Raw genomic sequence first — 18,609 nt, 5'->3', positions numbered from 1 at the left:
AAATCTGCGGCCCCGATGAATTGCACAAACATGGAACACCGCCAATACACAAGCCCGACATGCCAAAACTGCGCAGCCTTTGGCAAGATAGATCATCGTTCTAATCATGTTCAGATGTCCGACCACCAGCATTGAACTGCACAACAGACGAAAAACCAGCATCTTCAAACGCATTTTGCGCCTTTGCCGGAACCGTTCCCGGTGCAAAGATCAAACCACGTGCCGCCCCCGTATGGGCAACCACAATCCCCAATGCGCCAAGGTCACGCGCCACTTGGCGAATGCGATCGTCGTCCCATAGGCCTTGCTGTGTCAAAACCCGTTGCGCGGATAGGCTTGTTAAAACCCCCAATGCAGGCAAGTCTTGGGCCAGCGCGGCCTGTCGCCAACGGGCCAACAAATCCGTTATATCCGGAAAATCTGAAACCTGCGGATCCGTCCGGCGCAGATCAGGGCCAAACCCACCTATCACGGTGAAGGCGGGCAAGGCGGGAAGTTCTTCCAATTTCTCGACCTGCCGCGAGGCCCACAAAAACCGTTCTGCATGATCAAACATCAACGGGTCGGTTGCCCCTTCGATCTGGTGACAGTGACGCGCGATTTCATGAGGGTCCGAAAGCCCCGCCTGACGGCAAATGGCAACCAAAATGGTCGTGGACACCCCTGCCCCGCCCCCAGCCGGCATGTCAGATGTGAAACTGTACTGGCCACAAACAGATTGCCCAAGATTGCGCAGAAGCTCAGCGACGTGATAGGACATTCCATCCCCACGGGTTCCGATGGGATCATGAAATTGAACCGAAAAATCTGCACTTTCGCGATGGGTCATCTTCAACTTCAATGCGGAACAAGGCAGAGAAATAAGCGCGACGCGACCAGATCCGCCCATGCGTCCCTGTAACAATTCACCGAAATGACCTGAGACAATACATTCGTTCATGCGCTGCGGTTCACATAGTTAATCGCCACCCCATCGGGCAAAATCGTGATTTGCGTTGCAGATAAATTATCCACACTGAACGCCAACGCCCCCGGCGCGCCCACAGCCATCGCAATCGCTGCGCGTATTGTGCCTGCATGCACCACACATGTGGCGGATCCTTCACGGGCAATGTCGCGCAGACCAGCGGATACTCGGGCCACGACATCATCGAAACTTTCGCCGCCATGACCACGATACGCCGCAAGATCAGTCGCACTGACATCACCCAGATCGGGCAATTGCGCATAGGGAAGACCTTCCCAATCACCAAAATTCTGTTCCCACAGCGCGGACGCAGGGGTAGGCATCTGGTTTGGCCACAGCATTTTTGCCGTTTGAATACAGCGAATTGCGGGACTGGCAATCAAGCGCGCGGGCGTAGGCAGCATCGCCGTGACCTGCGCGAATGCCGCGACATCTGTGCAATTCGCCGCCAAATCACGCCGCCCATACATGCAACCATCGCCCACAACAGGGGCATGGCGCACCAATGTCAGTACGGAAGATGCAAGAAGGCCCATTCGGTATATTTCCTCTTTCGTGCGCGCATATATCTGCTTTATAAGCGCCCCATGAGCAAGATTATATTCGTCACCGGCGGCGCACGATCCGGCAAAAGCGCCATATCAGAGCAAAAAACGCTCGCTTTGGCGGACCACGCGATTTACATCGCCACGGCTGAGGTCCGCGATGATGAGATGTCAGACCGGGTTGCATTGCATCAAGCACGCCGTGGCCCAGAATGGACAACCATATCTGAACCAATAGACCTTGCCGGCACTTTGACAAAAACAGATGGCGATGCCCCACGCTTGGTAGATTGTTTGACCCTTTGGTTGACGAATGTGATGCTAGGCGAAATGGATTGGGCCGCAGAGACCGATCATTTGCTGCGTACACTTGATACGCTTAGGTCACCCGTCGTCTTCGTCTCTAATGAGGTCGGTCTTGGCATTGTGCCAGACAACAAACTTGCGCGACAGTTCCGGGATGCCGCCGGGCTGTTAAACCAACGAATTGCAGCCCGATCGGATGAGGTTTCCCTTGTCGTTTCCGGCATCGAAATGAAAGTGAAATAAATGTCTGACGCGCTGTATAAAATCCACTCCCTTGATGATGTAAGAACCGCGGCCTCAACCTTGCCCGCGCTGAATGTCACAGCAGCAGACGCGGCACGCGCGCGGCAGAACACCTTAACAAAACCCCCAGGGTCTTTGGGGAAACTGGAACAGATCGCCGAATTTATCGCGGGCTGGCATGGCACAGCGATGCCTGAAATCCACAAGGCGCAAGCCGTTGTGTTCGCAGGAAATCACGGCGTCTGCGCGCAAGGCGTAAATCCCTACCCCCAAGAAGTGACCGCACAAATGGTCGGAAACTTCCAAGCGGGCGGTGCCGCGATCAACCAATTGTGCAAAGCCAATGGCGCAGAGCTATCCGTTGTCGCACTTGACCTTGAAACGCCAACCCAAGATTTCACCACCGGTGTCGCCCTGACACCCGATGAATTGCTGGCAGCCTTGAACCAAGGGGCAGCCGCTGTGCAACCCTCCACCGACATCTTGCTGTTGGGGGAAATGGGCATTGGAAATTCAACCGTTGCCGCCGCTTTGGCCACCGCCATATTTGGGGGGAACGTCGCTGATTGGGTCGGACCCGGCACCGGTTCTGACGCCGATGGTATTGCCCGCAAGGTCGCCGTCATTGAGAACGGTTTGGCACGCCACAAAGACCTGCAAGGCGATGCAATGGCCCAGCTTGGCGCTTTTGGTGGACGTGAACAGGCGGCGATTTGTGGTGCCATTCTTGCAGCCCGCGCCCATAACATCCCCGTCGTTCTGGACGGCTATATCTGCACAGCTGCGGCAGCGGTTTTATATGGCGTTGATCCAAAACTGCTTGATCACTGCCTTGTTGGCCATGCCAGCGCCGAACCCGGACACAAGCTGCTGCTAGATGCGATCAGCAAGACGCCAATTCTCGAATTTGACATGCGGCTTGGTGAAGGGTCCGGTGCCGCTTTGGCGCTTGGCATCATTCGATCCGCATTGGCCTGCCACAATGGCATGGCAACCTTTGGCGAAGCGGGCGTGTCGGACGCATGACATCGGCGTCCTGGGCAACTTGGGCCGAGACCCGGCGTGATCAATTCAAACTTGGTATTATGCTGCTGACACGTCTGCCGATGCGTAGCATCACAGGGGTGGTTCCGACACTTCCTGCCAGCACCTGGGCATGGCCAATCATTGGTGCATTTATTGGGTTGATGACTGGCGGCACCTATCTGGTCGCCACCTGCATTGGGTTGCCCCCCATTCTGTCCGCTTTCGTAGCGCTTGCCGTGTCGCTTATGTTGACCGGGGCCATGCATGAAGATGGGCTTGCTGATCTTGCTGATGGGCTTGGTGGCGGAAGCAGCGTCGAGAAAAAACTTGAGATCATGCGCGACAGCCGCCTCGGCAGCTACGGTGCCGCCGCTATGATTCTGACAATCGGGCTGCGCATCAGCGCGATGGCTGCTTTTGCCGATCCTTGGATCACCCTCATGGCCTGTATCGGCCTGTCCGCCGCCAGTCGCAGCTTCATGGTTCCCGTACTCTGGCTCGTGCCTCCGGCCCGCACAAACGGCCAAGGTGCCCATGCTTCAGAAGTCACGGCACGCCAAACCATTTATTGCCTTTTGATTGCCTTCATCATATTTGCCTGCGCCACAAACATCCTAACCGCACTTACAGTCACTGTAACAATGGGCATCTCAACCTTCCTGCTGTCACGCGTGGTCATCAAACAAATTTCAGGCCAAACCGGCGACGTATTAGGCGCAACCCAGCAACTGGCTGAAATGACGGGATGGCTGACATTAGTTGTCGTATTGATTTAGCGAATAGAGATACCGCAAAGTCCAGAGCCCGCCGTGCATTTCGCGTTTCTACTAAGCTCTGACATCCCTCTTTCGGCAAAAAACTTAATATGCAAACATCCAATCGCGGTCCATCGCTAGCTAATCCCGTCGTTCCATTGCCAAAGATAACGATGTTGGAAAACCTGTTATTTTGGCCGAGATCACACGTTCGGGCCGGTTTGGTCTTCATGCAAATATCGGACAATACTGGATTAATCCCAAAGGCTGCCAATTTGCGATGATATATATAGTTCTGTAATCTCTCAAAGCGACAAAACGTGCATTACAACGACGTTGTTGCTTGGATCGTTTGTGAGTGGCATGCGAAGGGATGCCGCAACAGGGCCTAAGGTTCCGCGCTACGCCCCAGAATCTGCGCTTGTTCTAAAAGCCAATCGCAGATTTCACGGGTCAATGAGGCGTTTGATGGGGATTTGCGACGGACCAAATAATAGGCGCGGTTTTCGCTTGGGATGGCGGCATATAATTGCACAAGACGGCCCGCCCGCAATTCTTCATTTATAAGAGGAAGCCATCCCATAACAACACCTTGCCCGGCCAATGCGGCCTGTAAGACAACGTTTGTGTCTTCAATCACAGAACCAGTGAGAGGGGTATCCAAGTGAATGCCGTGATGTAGGAACCAAGCATTCCAACCTAGAGTGTCGCGCTGATGAACCAACGGATAACCTTGCAGGTCATGAGGTGCGGTGGGGTGGCCGTGCTTTTTCAGGAAATCAGGGCTGGCAACCGGGGCGGCTTTCACGCGGATCAATGGATCAGATACCATACCTGGAATGCTGCCATCGCCCCATGTGATGAAAATATCGGCGTCCACATTTTGCGGTGAAACCAGCAAGGGGGTTTGCACAAGTTCCAGCACGGTTTCAGGGAATGCTTCGCAAAACGCCGCGAATCTAGGCATGAGCCAACGGGATGCGATGCTGGGCCCCATGGCAATGCGTACTTTGGATTGCGCGCCTTTGTCAGCCACTGCATTCACCGATGTTTCCAGGATGCGAAAGGCTTTTGATACGCCGTCTGACAAAGTTTGTCCTTCGTCGGTTAGGCGCACTTGGCGGGCGGAACGGCTGAATAATTTAACGTTTAAGGCGGCCTCCAATCCTCTGATGTGGTGGCTGATCGCTGTCGGCGAAACGTTGATTGACGCGGCGGCGGCTTGAAAGCTGCCAAGACGTGCAGCCGCTTCGAAAGCTTTTAGTGATGGTAGAGAGGGTAAGGGTTTCATGTGTTACATAGATGATTATTTTTCATCTTTTACAAGAGAAACATATTTTTGAAATAAGGGAAAATCGCACGTAATCTAAGATGAACAGAAATCATGTCGGAATACTTCAGATGGCGAAACGATCCCGTAGACGGTCCCGCAATGGTGATGCTGAAGCCGAAGTGCTTGCGCCACCGGTTTGGCCTGGCGTCGAGGGGGGCGCGTTTCGTCCATTAAGTGACAGCGATGAAATTGAGGTGAATGAGGCAGTTTTGATGCTGCTGGAAACGCTTGGTCTATCGCAAGCAACACCGTCGATGATTAAAATGGTTTGTGCTGCGGGTGGTGCTTATACCGATGAAAAACGCTTGCTGTTTCCACGTGATTTGGTCGAAAAAACCATCCGCGAAGCGCGACGAGATCTGGTACTTTATGGGCAGGACCCAGTGAACAATCTCGACATTTCGGGCAAGCGTGTTCACATGAGTTCCGGCGGTGGCGCGCCTGGGGTTTTTGACCTTGAAGACGGTCATTACCGCGATGGCACATTGCAGGATCTGTATGACGCGGCGCGGATTTGTGATGCGATGGAAAACATCCATCATTTCAGCCGATCCATCGTGGCACGCGACATTGAAAACGTGGCGGACATGGATTTGAACACGGCCTATGCCTGCTTGATGGGCACGTCAAAACATGTGTCGGTGTCTGTGTCAGAGCCCGAGAATTTGGCGCAATTGGCGGATCTATGTTACACGCTTGCGGGCAGCGAAGACACCTTCCGCGCCAAGCCATTTTTGACTGTGATGGTCTGCCATGTGGTGCCGCCGATGCGTTTCGCTGAAGAAGCCTTGGACACATTGGAAGCCGCTGTTTTGGCAGGATTTCCTGTGCAATTGATTTCGGCGGGTCAGGCGGGTGCGACCAGCCCTGCGACGATTGCGGGGTCCTTAACGCAGGCCGTGGCCGAAACCTTGGCGGGGCTTGTCTTTGCCCGACTTGTTGATCCAAATGTTGCCGCCATTTTTGGGCCGAAACCGCTTGTTGCGGATCTGCGGACGGGGTCAATGTGTGCCGGCAGCGGTGAGCAAGCGATCTTGATGGCAGGGGCTGCGCAGATGGGACGGTTTTACGATTTACCGACGACCTCAATTGCGGGGATTACCGATTCTAAGGCGCTGGATGCACAATTTGGTAGTGAGAAAAACCTTGCTGTATCATCGGCGGCGCATGCGGGATCCAACTTGATAACACAAGCTTGTGGTATGCAAGCCAGCCTTTTGGGTGTGTCGCATGCGGCCTATGTGGTGGACAATGACATGCTGGGAAACATCTTGCGTTCTGTGCGCGGGATTGAGGTGAACGCAGAAAATATCGGGGCGGAAGTCATCGCGGAGGTGTGTAAAGGCGAGGGGCATTATCTGGGCCATCGCCATACGTTTAGCCGGATGAAAACCGATTACTTCTATCCACATTTGGGCGATCGACGTACGCCGCGCGAATGGGAAGCGGGCGGGTCAAAACCCATTGGCGATGTCGCCCGTGATAAGACGCGTGAACTGCTGGCAACCCATTTCCCAACGCATATTTCTGATGAGAAAGACCGCGAATTGCGTGAGAAGTTCAATATATACCTGACACGCGATCAAATTTCGAGATCGGGATGATTTCTCACCCAAAATATCCAGCTGGATTAGCTGTTATTGCGGATCTTTTTCTGGATGGAAAAGCTGCGGTTGGTGCGGGGCCTGTGCGATCATTGATTGATCCTGCTACGGCGTTAGTTTTTACAAAAAAACGCGACGCGGATTTGGGGCAGATTGATCAGGCTGTGGCGACTGCGAGGGCTTCGCTTCAGGGCTGGGCGGATGTTATGCCCGGGGCACGTGCGCGGATTTTGACAGAGCTGGCCCTTTTGATTGAGGCGCAGGTTGACCAATTGGCGGCAGTTGAATCTCTGAACGTTGGCAAACCTTTGTCGCAGGCACGTCGTGATGTTTTGCGCGCAGCTGAGTATTTCCGTTTTTATGCGGGGTGTTGTGACAAGTTGAACGGTGAAACCATCCCGCTGGGGCGGGATCAAACTGCGATGACATTGCATGAACCTATCGGGGTGACCGCGCATATCTTACCGTGGAATTACCCGATTTCCACCTTGGCGCGTGGACTTGCACCAGCGCTTGCAGTGGGGGCGGTTGCGGTGGTGAAACCGTCCGAACTCACGCCATTGTCCGCCTTGATCACAGCGGATTTGGCGACGCAAGCCGGCGTTCCTGCGGGTGTCTTCAACGTGGTTTGTGGTGGTTCTGATGTTGGCGACCATATTACCTTCACCGGATCAACCGCGACGGGACGAAAAATTATGCGTGCGGCCTCTGTGCCCATTGCCAGTATGACATTGGAATTGGGCGGAAAATCCCCGATTGTGGTGTTGGGTGATGCGGATATTGATCTGGCGACAGAGGACATTGTTCGCGGAATATTCTTTAATGCTGGGCAAGTTTGTGCGGCGGGGTCTCGGTTGATTTGTGAGACGGCAATACACGATAATTTGGTGGCGCGCATTATTGCGAAGGCCGAGGCCATGGTTTCTGGTCATGGGCTCGATGATCCCGATCTTGGCCCCTTGATTTCTGAGGCGCTACTTTCCCGCGTGGATGGGTTTGTGACGCGGGCGAAATCTGCGGGCTTAACATGTGTGACGGGGGGATATCGGTTAGGTTCCGATGGTGGATATTTCTATGCCCCCACGATATTCACCAACGTCCCTGCTGATGCTGAAATCCTGCAAAACGAAGTCTTCGGTCCCGTGCTTTGTACACAAATTTGCGACGATGCAGATCATGCGTTGAGCCTGGCTAATGGCACAGATTTCGGCTTGGTAGCCGGGATTTACACGCGCGACGCCACCAAAGCCATGAGGTTTGCGCGGCGTGCGAAAGCGGGGCAGGTTTTCGTAAACGGTTTCCTAAAGGGGGGCGATACCGTGCCTTTTGGGGGCATGGGCGAAAGCGGCATCGGGCGCGAAAAAGGGCTGGCCGGGCTGGCCGCTTATTGCGCGACGAAATCCATCATTTTATCATTAGGACAGGCCATGCAGACGAACCAATCACTTAACACGCGGGCCCAACACATTATGCCTGGTGGCGTCAGCCATGAGTTGCGATATCGACCCGGTCATCCGGTGTATATTGAACGCGCCTTGGGGGCGGAAAAATGGGATGTGGAAGGCAAGCGATATATTGATTTCAAGCTTGGTGCGGCCAGTCAATTGCTGGGCAATTCCCGCCCAGAGGTGATGGAAGCCGTTGCGCGACAACTGACAAAAACGCCCTACACGGGCGACTGCCACGCATTGGAAATTGAATGGGCGGAATGGATTGGCAAGCTGATCCCAAGCGCGGAGCTTGTGCGGTTCACTGGGTCTGGCACAGAAAGCACGATGTTGGCGCTGCGTCTTGGCCGGGCCTATTCGGGCAAGGATAAAGTGTTGCGCATTGATGGTCATTTCCACGGCTGGCATGACATGCTGTTGAAAGGCTCAAAACCTGGTGCGGACCTGCCGCCTTCCCTTGGGGTTCCAAAAGCGATCACTGATCTGACTGTGGTTGCACCCCCTGCGCTGGATGCCATCGAAAACCTCCTGTCTCAGGACAGCGAAATAGGTACGATTTTTGTGGAAGCCTCTGGCGCGAATTACGGTTCTGTGCCACTGCCCGATGGTTTTTTGCAGGGTATTCGTGCGCTTGCGACCAAGTTGAATAAAGTTTTGATTTTTGATGAGGTGATCACAGGTTTCCGTTGGTCACCTGGTGGGCGGCAAGCGATTGAAGATGTCATGCCCGATTTGACCACGCTTGCAAAAGTCGTCACTGGCGGCCTGCCAGGTGGTGCGATTTGCGGGCGTCGTGAGATCATGGAACTGCTTGACCCTGGCAAGCCAAAAGGCGGATATGCCCCGCCCGTCAGCCATAAAGGCACGTTTAACGCGGCCCCCATTGTGGCGGCGGGTGCGATTGCCGCAATGGAGCTTTTGTCATCCGGCAAGGAACAAGCCCATGCCGATGCAATGGCACAGGTTTTGCGCGAAGGTTTCAATGACTGCTTCACCAGACATGGGGTGTCGGCTCTGGCTTATGGGGACAGCTCAACCTGTCATTTGTACTTTGGTGGCCTGTCTATTGCCGGGCTAAGTGCCGCTGAAATTCGCACGGTTGATCCGGCACTGGTCAATGGTCTGCGCGAAGGTTTGCTACAGCGTGGCGTTGATTTCATGTCGTTCACGTCTTGTGTGACCTCTTCGATGCACACGCCTGACATAATCACCGAAGCACTTGATAAATTTGATGAAACCATCACGGATCTGATCCAAACCGGAGTGCTATCCGCATGACCAATCTGCCTAAACATGCCCGTACAGTTATCATCGGTGGCGGCGTTATTGGCTGTTCCATCGCCTACCATCTGGCGCGCGAAGGCCGCAAAGATATTGTGGTGATTGAACGTTCCAAATTGACCTCTGGCACGACCTGGCATGCTGCTGGTTTGGTGCGGCGTTTGCGTCCGTCTGCGACGCTGACCAAATTGATCAATTATTCGATTGATCTATATAAAGAACTGGAAACTGAGACGGGCCAGGAAACCGGTTGGTTCCAGACCGGATCACTGTCTATTGCCACGAATGAAGACCGTTTGACCACACTGAAACGTCAGGTGTCCCTTGGCCGTTCCTTTGGGCTTGAGGCAGAAGTTGTGGATCGCAAAAAGGTCGAAGAACTCTGGCCACTTTTGCGCACCGACGATGTGATCGGCGCGGTCTATTCCCCGGTGGATGGGCGCGTGAACCCCTCTGATGTGGCGCTTGCTTTGTCCAAAGGGGCGAAAGCGCGTGGGGTGCAATTCTTCGAAGATACCCGTGTCACGGGTTTGCAGAAAAAGGACGGTCGTATCAGCGGTGTTGAGATCGGCGAACATGTGATTGAGGCGGATGAAGTTGTCATTGCCTGTGGCCTCTGGTCGCGTGAAGTTGCGGAAATGGCGGGGGCGCATATGCCGCTTTATGCCTGTGAACATTTCTACATGCTGACCAAACCCCTGCCCGAGATTCAGGCACTTGGCAAAGGTGTGCATTTGCCGACTTTGAACGATCAGGATTCGTTTTTATATGCCCGCGATGATGTGGAAGGTCTGTTGGTTGGCTCATTCGAGCCCCACGCAAAGGGTCTACCAATGGAAAATCTGCCCGCAGATTTCAGCTTTGATTTGCTGGCGGAAGATTGGGATCACTTTATGCCAATGATGGAAAACGCCTTGTCTCGTATTCCTGCGCTTGAGACCGCCGAAGTTCGGATGCTTTTGAATGGGCCGGAAAGTTTCACGCTGGACAGCCAATTTATGATGGGTGAAAGCCCCGAAGTGCCGGGATTATTCCTGATGGGTGGGATGAATTCAACGGGTATTGCGCTGGCCGGCGGGGCGGGCAAAGCCATGTCTGAATGGATCATTCAGGGCGAACCGACAATGGATCTAAACGAGGCCGATATTCGTCGTTTTGGCCCGGAAATGAACATTGTTAGCGCACTAGAAGCTCGTATCCCTGAGGTCCTTGGCCGTCACTATGACATTGCTTATCCGGGTCGCAGTATGGACAGTGCACGCGGTCAACGTCGCAGCCCGATCCATTGTGGCACCCGTGATGCTGGCGCGAAATATCTGGCACGCAATGGGTGGGAGCGGCCCGAATATTTCAACACGGATGCTGTCGATGGCCCGCTGACCTTTGGTGTGCCTGCGTGGCGTGATCAGGTTGCGTCCGAAGTCGATGCTTGCCGTAATGGCGCCGCGATTTTGGACCAATCTGCCTTTGGAAAGATCTGGGTTCAAGGGCCGGATGCCATGGGGTTTATGAACCGTCTTTGCGCCAATGAAATGGATGTGGATTTGGGGCGGATTGTGTATACTCCGATCTTGAATGCGCGCGGCGGGATTGAATCTGACATCACGGTGCAACGGCATGCAGATGATCGATATTTGATGATTGTCGGCGCTGGTGAAGTCGTGCGCGATCTGAAACGCATGACGGAAACCAGACATAATTTTCGTGTAGAATTCACCGATGTGACAAGCGGTTACGCGATTATTGGCCTGGCGGGTGCGCAGGCGAAAGCGGTGTTGCAAAAGGCATCTTCTGACAAAATCCCTGATCTGAAACGCTTTCGGTTTGCTGATATTGAAGTGGGATTGGCGAAATGTTGGGCGGGCAGATTGTCCTTCACCGGCGAAGAGGGCTTTGAGATCTACGTGCCCGCTGACATGGCCATGGCGGCGCACGAAGCCCTAGTGGAGGCGGGCGCGACACACGCCGGTTTGACCGCCAGCGGCAGCTTGCGCATCGAAAGTGGATTCCGCGCTTGGGGCCATGAAATGTCGCCGGGCATCACGCCTTTTGAAGCTGGGACTGATGCCTTTATTGGCTGGGACAGTGACTTGGTTGGCAAAGACGCGTTGGCCGCTATCCACGATGAAACCCCCAAACGCCGTATCGTTTCAATGCTGTTTGATGACGTAAATGCCATCCCAATTCATGATGAACCCATCTGGCGTAAGGGTGCAGTTGTTGGCCAGATTACGTCAGCCGCTTGGAGCTATAAGTTCAATCGTTCTGTTGCACTTGCGATGATCGACGCCCCGCTGGATGACCTGGAAAATGGCGGTATCGTTGGTGATTTTGAAGTTGAAATTGCTTGCGAACGTTTCACGGCGCGGGCCTCTCTTAAATCTGCAAAGGACGCATTTGATGTCTGATACAATTCGCACAACTCAGGTCGCTATTATTGGCGGCGGCATCATGGGCGTTGCGGCCCAATTTCAACTGGCTGAGAACGGTTGGACCGATACCATTTTGTTTGAAAAGGCTGAATTGACATCCGGTTCGACCTGGCACGCCGCCGGGCAAATTGCCCATGCGGTCGGGTCGCGCGTTGCGGGTTGGATCAACAAAACCTCGCTTGAGATCTATAAACGGGTTGAAAAAGAAACGGGTCAAAGCATTGGCTGGCATGAGGTTGGCGGCTTTCGGATTGCGACCACTGATGATGAGGTGGATTGGATGAAATCCATCATGGGGGTTGGGCGTTTGCTTGATCTGCCCATGGATCTTGTTGGCCCGGATGAGGTCGCCAAGGGCAATCCATTCTATAAGGTTGATGATGTCAAAGCCGCTATCCAAACCTTTGAAGATGGCCATATTGACCCCAGTTCCGTGACCATGGCCTTGGCTGCGGCGACGCGTGCGCGCGGGGCTAAAATTGAACGGCACAACCAGGTGACGGGGGCATCTCGCAAAGGGGATATGTGGTTGTTACAAACGGAAAAAGGCGAAGTTCTGGCCGAACATATCATTATTGCAGCGGGGTCCTATGCGAACCAAGTCGGCGAATGGTTTGGTCTAAAAATCCCGTCTGTTTCTTGTCTGCACCATTACCTTGTGACCGATACCGTGCCTGAATTTGAGGGGCGACCTGAACTGCCAGTGATGCGGGATAACTCTTTCGGTGGCTATATTCGTCAGGAACAGAAATCCGGCCTGATCGGCATTTACGAAGGGCATGTGTGCCCAACGGTTTGGGAGATGCCGCAAGGTGCGCCTTGGGCGGCGGAGAACGAATTGTTTGAAGCGGATTACGACAGCATCGGTGATTTCTTAATGGTCGCGCTGGATAAAATGCCGATTTTGGCGGAACTTGGCATCAAACGTGTTGTGCGCGGCGCGATCACACATACGCCGGATGGTGGCATGTTGGTTGGGCCATCTGGTGCGCCAAATGTTTGGCTGTCTTGTGGGTCATCCATTGGTTTGGCCTGGGGCGGTGGTGCTGGTAAGGTGCTTGCGGATTGGATGGTGCATGGGGAAACACCGATCAACACGCGATCCATGGATCCACGTCGCTACGGTGATTTTGCCACGGGTAATTACATCGTTGAACGCACAAAAGATGAATTCATGCGCCGCCATGACACGCCTGTACCGGGCAAACAATTTGAAAGCTTGCGCCCTGTCGTGCGTCATCCGCTTTATGATCGGTTGGCTGCAAAAGGGGCGGTCTTTGGTGAAATTGCAGGGCTGGAACGGCCGCGCTATTTCGGAAAGGTAGGCGAAGTTGAACACGTCGGCTGGGGGCATCAAAACTGGCACGTAAACGCCATGAACGAGGCCCAAGCAACCCGCGAAAATGCGGGTGTGATTGACCTGTGTGCATTCGCGCAATTTGAGATCACAGGCAAGGATGCTTTCAAACTGTTGGATCGAATTTCAGCGAATAAACTGCCGGCAAAAGATGGCGGCATTGCCCTGTGTCATTTGATGACCGAAAAGGGAAAGTTTGAAAGTGAAATTACGGTCTGGCGCATGGCTGAAGATCGCTATTTCACAGGATCTGCCATTGCACGAAACACCCCAGATTTTGCTTGGATCCAAAGCCATATATTGCCCGGCGAAGACGTGCAGATGGTCAACTTGACGCGCGACTGGGGGATGCTGGCCCTGTCTGGTCCGAAATCTCGTGCGATCATGGCGGCGGGCACGGACGCGGATCTGTCAAACAAGGCGTTTCGTTGGTTGTCGGGTCAAGAAATTGAGGTCTTTGGCATCCCCTGTTATGCGTTGCGCGTGTCATTTACAGGTGAGCTTGGCTGGGAATTGCACGCCCCAATGGATCGCATGGCGGAGCTATATGACAATCTGTTTGCGGCGGGGGACGATCATGGTTTGGTCGATCTGGGCAGTTATGCGTTCAATGGGATGCGGATGGAAAAAGCGTATCGCGCATCAGGTGAATTGACCACAGATGTGGGCATGGCCGAGGCTGGTTTAGATCGCTTTTTCCGCCCTGAGGACCGTAATTTCATCGGGCGTGATGCTGTGCAATCCGCCTATGGTAAGGGTGCGGATTGGACGCTGTTATATGGCGAAATTGACAGTGACACATTCGATGTTCATGGTGGGGAACCTGTTGTGCGTGACGGCAAGATTGTTGGACTGACGACGTCAGGTGGGTATGGGTACACGACGGGCAAAAGCCTTGCGTTTTTCTATGTTCACGCGGGCACGCCGACGGATGGTTTATCGGTGCATTTGCTGAATAATGAATACCCTATCACCGTGCATGAGGACGCTGTTTTTGACGCAGAGAACCTGCGCCCGAGGCAGGATGTATGAACGATGCCTGCCAAACAAAAAACCGTAGTAACTTTGCGTTCTTGTGTGGAAAAAACTCCGCAACACTATGTTTGCAAATCATTTCTCGGCGAAAACCAGGGTGCGCTGATCTATCGGCCACGCAAACGCCTTACTCTTGTAACCTCAATAAGGGGCACATCTGATGTCTGATCAAATCACCGGCGGTGAAGCCGCTTACAATGTGTTGAAAGCCAACGGAATAGACACTGTTTTTGGGCTTTTGGGCGGGTCCATGTTGGAACTTTATGATGCGATGTATCATGATGGCGCGATCTCATATGTGGGGGCGCGCGATGAACGTGCGGCGGGCCATATGGCGGATGCTTGGGCACGTATGACGGGCAAACCGGGTGTGGTTTTGGGCGCACAGGCGGGACCAGGTGTTGTGAACATCGTGACCGCCGTGGCCGAAGCGCATTTGGCCTATTCGCCATTGGTTGTCATCGCGGGTGCCATCAGCCGCTGTGACCACGCCAAGGACACCTTCCAAGAAGTAGATCAGGTCGCGTTGTTTGCCCCGATCTGTAAGAAATCTATTTTATGTACGGATGCGGAACGCTTGGCCCCGATGTTGGAAGACGCGATCCGTTTGGCCAATTCTGGGCGCAAAGGCCCGGTGGTTTTGCATGTGCCACGCGATCTGTTTTCAGACATGGTCGCCGCTAATGACGCAAAACCCGTGAACATCGCCCGCCCCGGCCCTGCGGCGCCGGAAGATGTGGATGCAATCGCGACTCTGCTCTCTCAAGCGAAGCGTCCGGTCATCTTTGCGGGCGGTGGTTTCAAGTGGGGCAAAGGGCGTAATGCGTTGACGGCCCTTGCGGAAAAACTTGAGGTGCCGATTGTGGCCTCCACCGGGCACGCCGATGTGATGCGTCATGGCCATCCTTGGTTCGCGGGGCAGGCCGGGCCGCGTGGCAACCGTGTGGCAAGTCGTTTGACAAAAGAAGCCGACGTGATGGTTGTTCTGGGCGCGCGTCTTGGGTTTAACTCAACCTTCCATAGCAATGATTATGTGGGTGCAGACATACGGATTGCTCATGTGGATATCGAAGGGTCTGCGGTTGGGCGTTACTTCCCGGCAGAGATCGCAGTGCAAGCGGATGCGCGCCTGACGGCCGAGGCGATTACAGACAAGGCCACGCGGCCAAATGCAGATGCTTGGCGTCAGGCGTTTAAGGCGGATATGGTGTCATTAAAGGCGGAACGTGAAGTGGAAGCGCAAATCGCGACCCTGCCCATGCACCCGCGACGCGCCCTGGCTGAAATGCGAGACGCCCTGCCCGAAAACGCGATTGTGACGCTTGATACAGGCAATACCTGCCTGCAAGGTGCGGATCGTTTGGCACATTACGAACCACTGTCGCTGATCACGCCGCTTGATTTTGGGTTGGTTGGCTTTGGCCTTGCAGCGGCGATTGGTGCCAAGGCCGCCGCCCCTGATCGCCCGGTTGTGGCGATGATGGGGGATGGGGCCGTTGGATATACAATGATCGAAATTCAGACAGCCATTCAACACAATCTGCCGATTGTTGTTGTGGTGCTTGATAACGAGGCTTGGGGCGCAGAAAAAGCCTATCAGCAAGAATTTTACGGCGGGCGTTTGCTGGGCGCTGAAATCCAATCGCCACGCTATGACAAATTCTCAGAACTCTGTGGTGGCAAGGGGATTTGGGTGAATGGGCCGGGTGAATTAGGCCCTGCACTGACAGCCGCAATCAACAGCAATGAGACGACGATCATTCAGGCGAAAATCGACCCCAAAGCCTTGATGACCTTGCGGAAAGATTTGTTCAAAACCAATGAAAAATGAACCTGATCTTGTGATTGTAGGGGGCGGGAACGCCGCCCTTTGTGCGGCTATAACGGCGGCGCATGCGGGTGTGCGTGTTCTGATTTTGGAAGGCGCACCAAAGGATTACCGCGGTGGCAATTCACGCCACACCCGCAATTTCCGCTGCATGCATGATGGGCCGCTTTCGGTTCTGACGGGCAGCTACGGCGAGGATGAATATTACGACGATCTGCTGCGCGTAACCAAGGGGAACACCGATGAAACCCTTGCGCGCCTAGCGATCAGGGGCAGCCAAGATAGCCAACCTTGGATGGAAGCCCACGGTGTGCGGTTTCAACCATCTCTGTCTGGCACCCTGTCTTTGTCGCGCACCAACGCGTTTTTCCTAGGCGGGGGCAAAGCCTTGGTGAACGCTTATTACCGCACTGCTGAACGTCTCGGCGCACAGGTTTTATACGATGCACCTGTGACCCATCTGGAACTGACACAGGACAAAATCACCCGTGTGGATTACACATATCAGGGTGAAAACCTGACGCTTTCGCCCAAAGCTGTCGTGGTCGCTTCAGGTGGATTTCAGGCAAATATTGAACGCCTTGTCGCGGCTTGGGGCCCTGAGGCTGAGAATTTTCTGATCCGTGGTACGCCCTATAATCGCGGTGATGTCTTGTTTGATCTGTTGGATCAAGGCGTGCAATCTATCGGGGACCCGACCCAATGTCATGCGGTTGCGATTGATGGGCGTGCGCCAAAATTCGATGGTGGAATTGTCACGCGCTTGGATTGCGTACCGTTTTCTGTGGTGGTGAATAAGCATGCCAAACGGTTCTATAATGAAGGCGAAGATGTCTGGCCAAAGCGATATGCGATTTGGGGACGTTTGGTTGCCGCGCAAGATGATCAGGTCGCGTATTCAATCATTGACCGTAAGTCGAAAGATCTATTCATGCCGTCTGTTTTCCCACCGATCACAGCGGATAACATTGGTGAATTGGCCACGAAACTTGGCCTTGACGTCAGTACCTTAGAGAGAACCGTCGCTGATTTCAACGCTGCCTGTCAGCCTGGTGAATTCCATCCAACCGAATTGGATGGCGTGACAACGGATGCGCTTAACCCACCGAAAACCAACTGGGCTCGTCCGATTGAGGACGGTCCGTTTTACGCCTATGAATTACGCCCCGGCGTGACCTTTACCTACCTTGGTTTCAAGGTGGATGAGACCGCCCAAGTTCAAGGCCCCAACGGTGCAATTCGCAACCTTTGGGCAGCGGGAGAAACCATGGCGGGATCCATTTTGGGGCAAGGGTATTTGGCCGGATTTGGCATGACCATAGGAACAGTTTTTGGCCGCATTGCCGGCAGAGAGGCCGCAGATTATGTCCGCTGACACCATCCAAGAAGCCCGCCGTCAGATTGAAATTTGCAACGCCTGTCGCTATTGCGAGGGCTATTGTGCGGTGTTCCCGGCGATCACGCGACAAAAAGCATTTGCGGATGGGGATATCACCCAGCTTGCCAATCTTTGTCACAATTGTCGTGGGTGTTATTACGCCTGCCAATACACAGAACCTCATGAATTTGCACTGAATTTACCAAAGGTTTTGGCAGAAGTGCGACAAGACAGTTGGCAAGATTTCGCATGGCCGCCGCAGTTTGGAAAAGTCTTTCACAAATCCGGAGTGGCAATCACGATGTTGATCGTTCTGTGCTTCAGCCTATTTTTTGGCCTGTCTCGTCTCGTTATGCCTGCCAATGGTGACGGGTTTTATGCCACATTGTCCCATTCGATGATGGTTGCCGTGTTCGCCCCGGCCTTCCTGTTGCCTTTGGTTAGTATCGCGATCAGCTTACGTCGCTATTGGCAGTTTGTAGGTGGGGGTCGATTGACTGTGGCGGCCGTAAAATCCGCATTTGCAAATGTCGGTCGCATGAAAAACCTGTCTGGCGGGCATGGCGAAGGCTGTAACTTTGAGGACGAAGATCGTTTCACGAAGCTACGTAAAATCGGTCACCAACTGACGATGTGGGGCTTTTTGTTGTGCTTTATGGCCACGTCGTCCGGTACGATCTTGCACTATGGCTTTGACATAAAGGCCCCTTATTCGTTGATCAGCGCGCCAAAACTGTTTGGAGTGACGGGTGGAATTATGTTGACGTTTGGCACGATTAAACTGGCTTGGTTGAAAACCAAAGCTGACCGGAAACTTGGGGATGGGCGTGTGTGGGGAGGCGAAATGGCGTTTGTCTTGTTGCTGTGTGCCGTCGCGGTGACAGGGTTGCTGTTATATGCCGTCACAGGAACGGTCTTGGTTCCGATGCTTTTGGCGGTCCACTTGGGCACAGTTCTGACGCTCTTTTTACTCATGCCATTTTCCAAGATGGCACATGGGTTTTACCGCTTGGCTGCGCTTTTGCAGGATGAACGAAAGGTGAATAACGACTCTCGTTAGGTTGAGAGTAG

At 53.9% G+C, this 18,609-nt stretch carries 13 protein-coding genes; 10 read left to right on the top strand and 3 right to left on the bottom strand.

The annotated features are described in order from the left end of the window. Nucleotides 1-100 precede the first annotated feature (100 nt). Both RJ38_RS14050 and RJ38_RS14045 read right to left on the bottom strand, forming a co-directional pair. Nucleotides 101-940 (bottom strand): hypothetical protein, encoded by an 840-nt coding sequence (locus RJ38_RS14050; RefSeq protein WP_052245409.1) that lies wholly within the window; start codon nt 938-940, stop codon nt 101-103. Further along, nucleotides 937-1,503, bottom strand: a complete 567-nt coding sequence (locus RJ38_RS14045) for a histidine phosphatase family protein (RefSeq protein ID WP_039019516.1) — start codon at nt 1,501-1,503, stop codon at nt 937-939. Before RJ38_RS14045 ends, RJ38_RS14050 begins: the two co-directional genes overlap by 4 nt. 51 nt (nt 1,504-1,554) lie before the next feature. Between RJ38_RS14045 and cobU the strand changes: the two genes are divergently transcribed. From cobU to cobS, 3 genes are read left to right on the top strand one after another with little or no spacing between them, the layout of a single operon-like run. Then, nucleotides 1,555-2,061: a bifunctional adenosylcobinamide kinase/adenosylcobinamide-phosphate guanylyltransferase gene (gene cobU / locus RJ38_RS14040; RefSeq protein WP_039019515.1), complete on the top strand. Its 507-nt coding sequence runs from the start codon at nt 1,555-1,557 to the stop codon at nt 2,059-2,061. Then, nucleotides 2,062-3,087, top strand: coding sequence for a nicotinate-nucleotide--dimethylbenzimidazole phosphoribosyltransferase (gene cobT / locus RJ38_RS14035; RefSeq protein ID WP_039019514.1), 1,026 nt, complete (start codon nt 2,062-2,064; stop codon nt 3,085-3,087). Further along, a complete protein-coding gene (gene cobS, locus RJ38_RS14030; protein WP_052245408.1) occupies nt 3,084-3,863 on the top strand; it encodes an adenosylcobinamide-GDP ribazoletransferase in 780 nt (259 codons plus the stop codon). The genes cobT and cobS overlap by 4 nt, the downstream gene beginning before the upstream one ends. 367 nt (nt 3,864-4,230) lie before the next feature. Here cobS and RJ38_RS14025 read toward each other — a convergent pair whose 3' ends face one another. After that, nucleotides 4,231-5,133 (bottom strand): LysR substrate-binding domain-containing protein, encoded by a 903-nt coding sequence (locus RJ38_RS14025; protein WP_052245407.1) that lies wholly within the window; start codon nt 5,131-5,133, stop codon nt 4,231-4,233. 110 nt (nt 5,134-5,243) lie between these two features. Between RJ38_RS14025 and RJ38_RS14020 the strand changes: the two genes are divergently transcribed. The 7 genes from RJ38_RS14020 to tcuB all read left to right on the top strand — a co-directional run bounded on the left by RJ38_RS14020 (nt 5,244) and on the right by tcuB (nt 18,598). Further along, nucleotides 5,244-6,779, top strand: a complete 1,536-nt coding sequence (locus RJ38_RS14020; protein ID WP_039019513.1) for a trimethylamine methyltransferase family protein — start codon at nt 5,244-5,246, stop codon at nt 6,777-6,779. After that, nucleotides 6,776-9,505 (top strand): aldehyde dehydrogenase family protein, encoded by a 2,730-nt coding sequence (locus RJ38_RS18585; protein WP_082005758.1) that lies wholly within the window; start codon nt 6,776-6,778, stop codon nt 9,503-9,505. Before RJ38_RS14020 ends, RJ38_RS18585 begins: the two co-directional genes overlap by 4 nt. Next, nucleotides 9,502-11,916 carry a GcvT family protein gene (locus tag RJ38_RS14005; protein WP_039019512.1) on the top strand — a complete coding sequence of 805 codons (2,415 nt, stop codon included), beginning with the start codon at nt 9,502-9,504 and terminating at the stop codon, nt 11,914-11,916. Before RJ38_RS18585 ends, RJ38_RS14005 begins: the two co-directional genes overlap by 4 nt. Then, the gene (locus RJ38_RS14000) at nt 11,909-14,329 is read left to right on the top strand and encodes an FAD-dependent oxidoreductase (RefSeq protein ID WP_039019511.1); all 2,421 of its coding nucleotides are present in this window, start codon (nt 11,909-11,911) and stop codon (nt 14,327-14,329) included. The genes RJ38_RS14005 and RJ38_RS14000 overlap by 8 nt, the downstream gene beginning before the upstream one ends. Before the next feature lie 163 nt (nt 14,330-14,492). Continuing rightward, entirely contained in the window at nt 14,493-16,163 is a 1,671-nt protein-coding gene (locus RJ38_RS13995) for a thiamine pyrophosphate-binding protein (RefSeq protein WP_039019510.1), read from the top strand. Then, on the top strand, nt 16,153-17,535 hold the full coding sequence (tcuA, locus tag RJ38_RS13990; protein ID WP_039019509.1) for an FAD-dependent tricarballylate dehydrogenase TcuA: 1,383 nt from the start codon (nt 16,153-16,155) through the stop codon (nt 17,533-17,535). Before RJ38_RS13995 ends, tcuA begins: the two co-directional genes overlap by 11 nt. Further along, a complete protein-coding gene (tcuB, locus tag RJ38_RS13985) occupies nt 17,525-18,598 on the top strand; it encodes a tricarballylate utilization 4Fe-4S protein TcuB (protein ID WP_039019508.1) in 1,074 nt (357 codons plus the stop codon). Before tcuA ends, tcuB begins: the two co-directional genes overlap by 11 nt. The last annotated feature ends 11 nt before the right edge of the window (nt 18,599-18,609 follow it).

This window comes from Halocynthiibacter namhaensis, from assembly GCF_000812685.1.
In the GTDB taxonomy this organism is placed as follows: domain Bacteria; phylum Pseudomonadota; class Alphaproteobacteria; order Rhodobacterales; family Rhodobacteraceae; genus Halocynthiibacter; species Halocynthiibacter namhaensis.
This window is presented reverse-complemented; position numbering and strand designations above follow the sequence as displayed.

Coding starts and splice junctions, on each gene's coding strand:
- RJ38_RS14050 (WP_052245409.1), bottom strand. CDS start 940: ATGAACGAATGTATTGTCTCAGGTCATTTCGGTGAATTGTTACAGGGA.
- RJ38_RS14045 (WP_039019516.1), bottom strand. CDS start 1,503: ATGGGCCTTCTTGCATCTTCCGTACTGACATTGGTGCGCCATGCCCCT.
- cobU (WP_039019515.1), top strand. CDS start 1,555: ATGAGCAAGATTATATTCGTCACCGGCGGCGCACGATCCGGCAAAAGC.
- cobT (WP_039019514.1), top strand. CDS start 2,062: ATGTCTGACGCGCTGTATAAAATCCACTCCCTTGATGATGTAAGAACC.
- cobS (WP_052245408.1), top strand. CDS start 3,084: ATGACATCGGCGTCCTGGGCAACTTGGGCCGAGACCCGGCGTGATCAA.
- RJ38_RS14025 (WP_052245407.1), bottom strand. CDS start 5,133: ATGAAACCCTTACCCTCTCTACCATCACTAAAAGCTTTCGAAGCGGCT.
- RJ38_RS14020 (WP_039019513.1), top strand. CDS start 5,244: ATGGCGAAACGATCCCGTAGACGGTCCCGCAATGGTGATGCTGAAGCC.
- RJ38_RS18585 (WP_082005758.1), top strand. CDS start 6,776: ATGATTTCTCACCCAAAATATCCAGCTGGATTAGCTGTTATTGCGGAT.
- RJ38_RS14005 (WP_039019512.1), top strand. CDS start 9,502: ATGACCAATCTGCCTAAACATGCCCGTACAGTTATCATCGGTGGCGGC.
- RJ38_RS14000 (WP_039019511.1), top strand. CDS start 11,909: ATGTCTGATACAATTCGCACAACTCAGGTCGCTATTATTGGCGGCGGC.
- RJ38_RS13995 (WP_039019510.1), top strand. CDS start 14,493: ATGTCTGATCAAATCACCGGCGGTGAAGCCGCTTACAATGTGTTGAAA.
- tcuA (WP_039019509.1), top strand. CDS start 16,153: ATGAAAAATGAACCTGATCTTGTGATTGTAGGGGGCGGGAACGCCGCC.
- tcuB (WP_039019508.1), top strand. CDS start 17,525: ATGTCCGCTGACACCATCCAAGAAGCCCGCCGTCAGATTGAAATTTGC.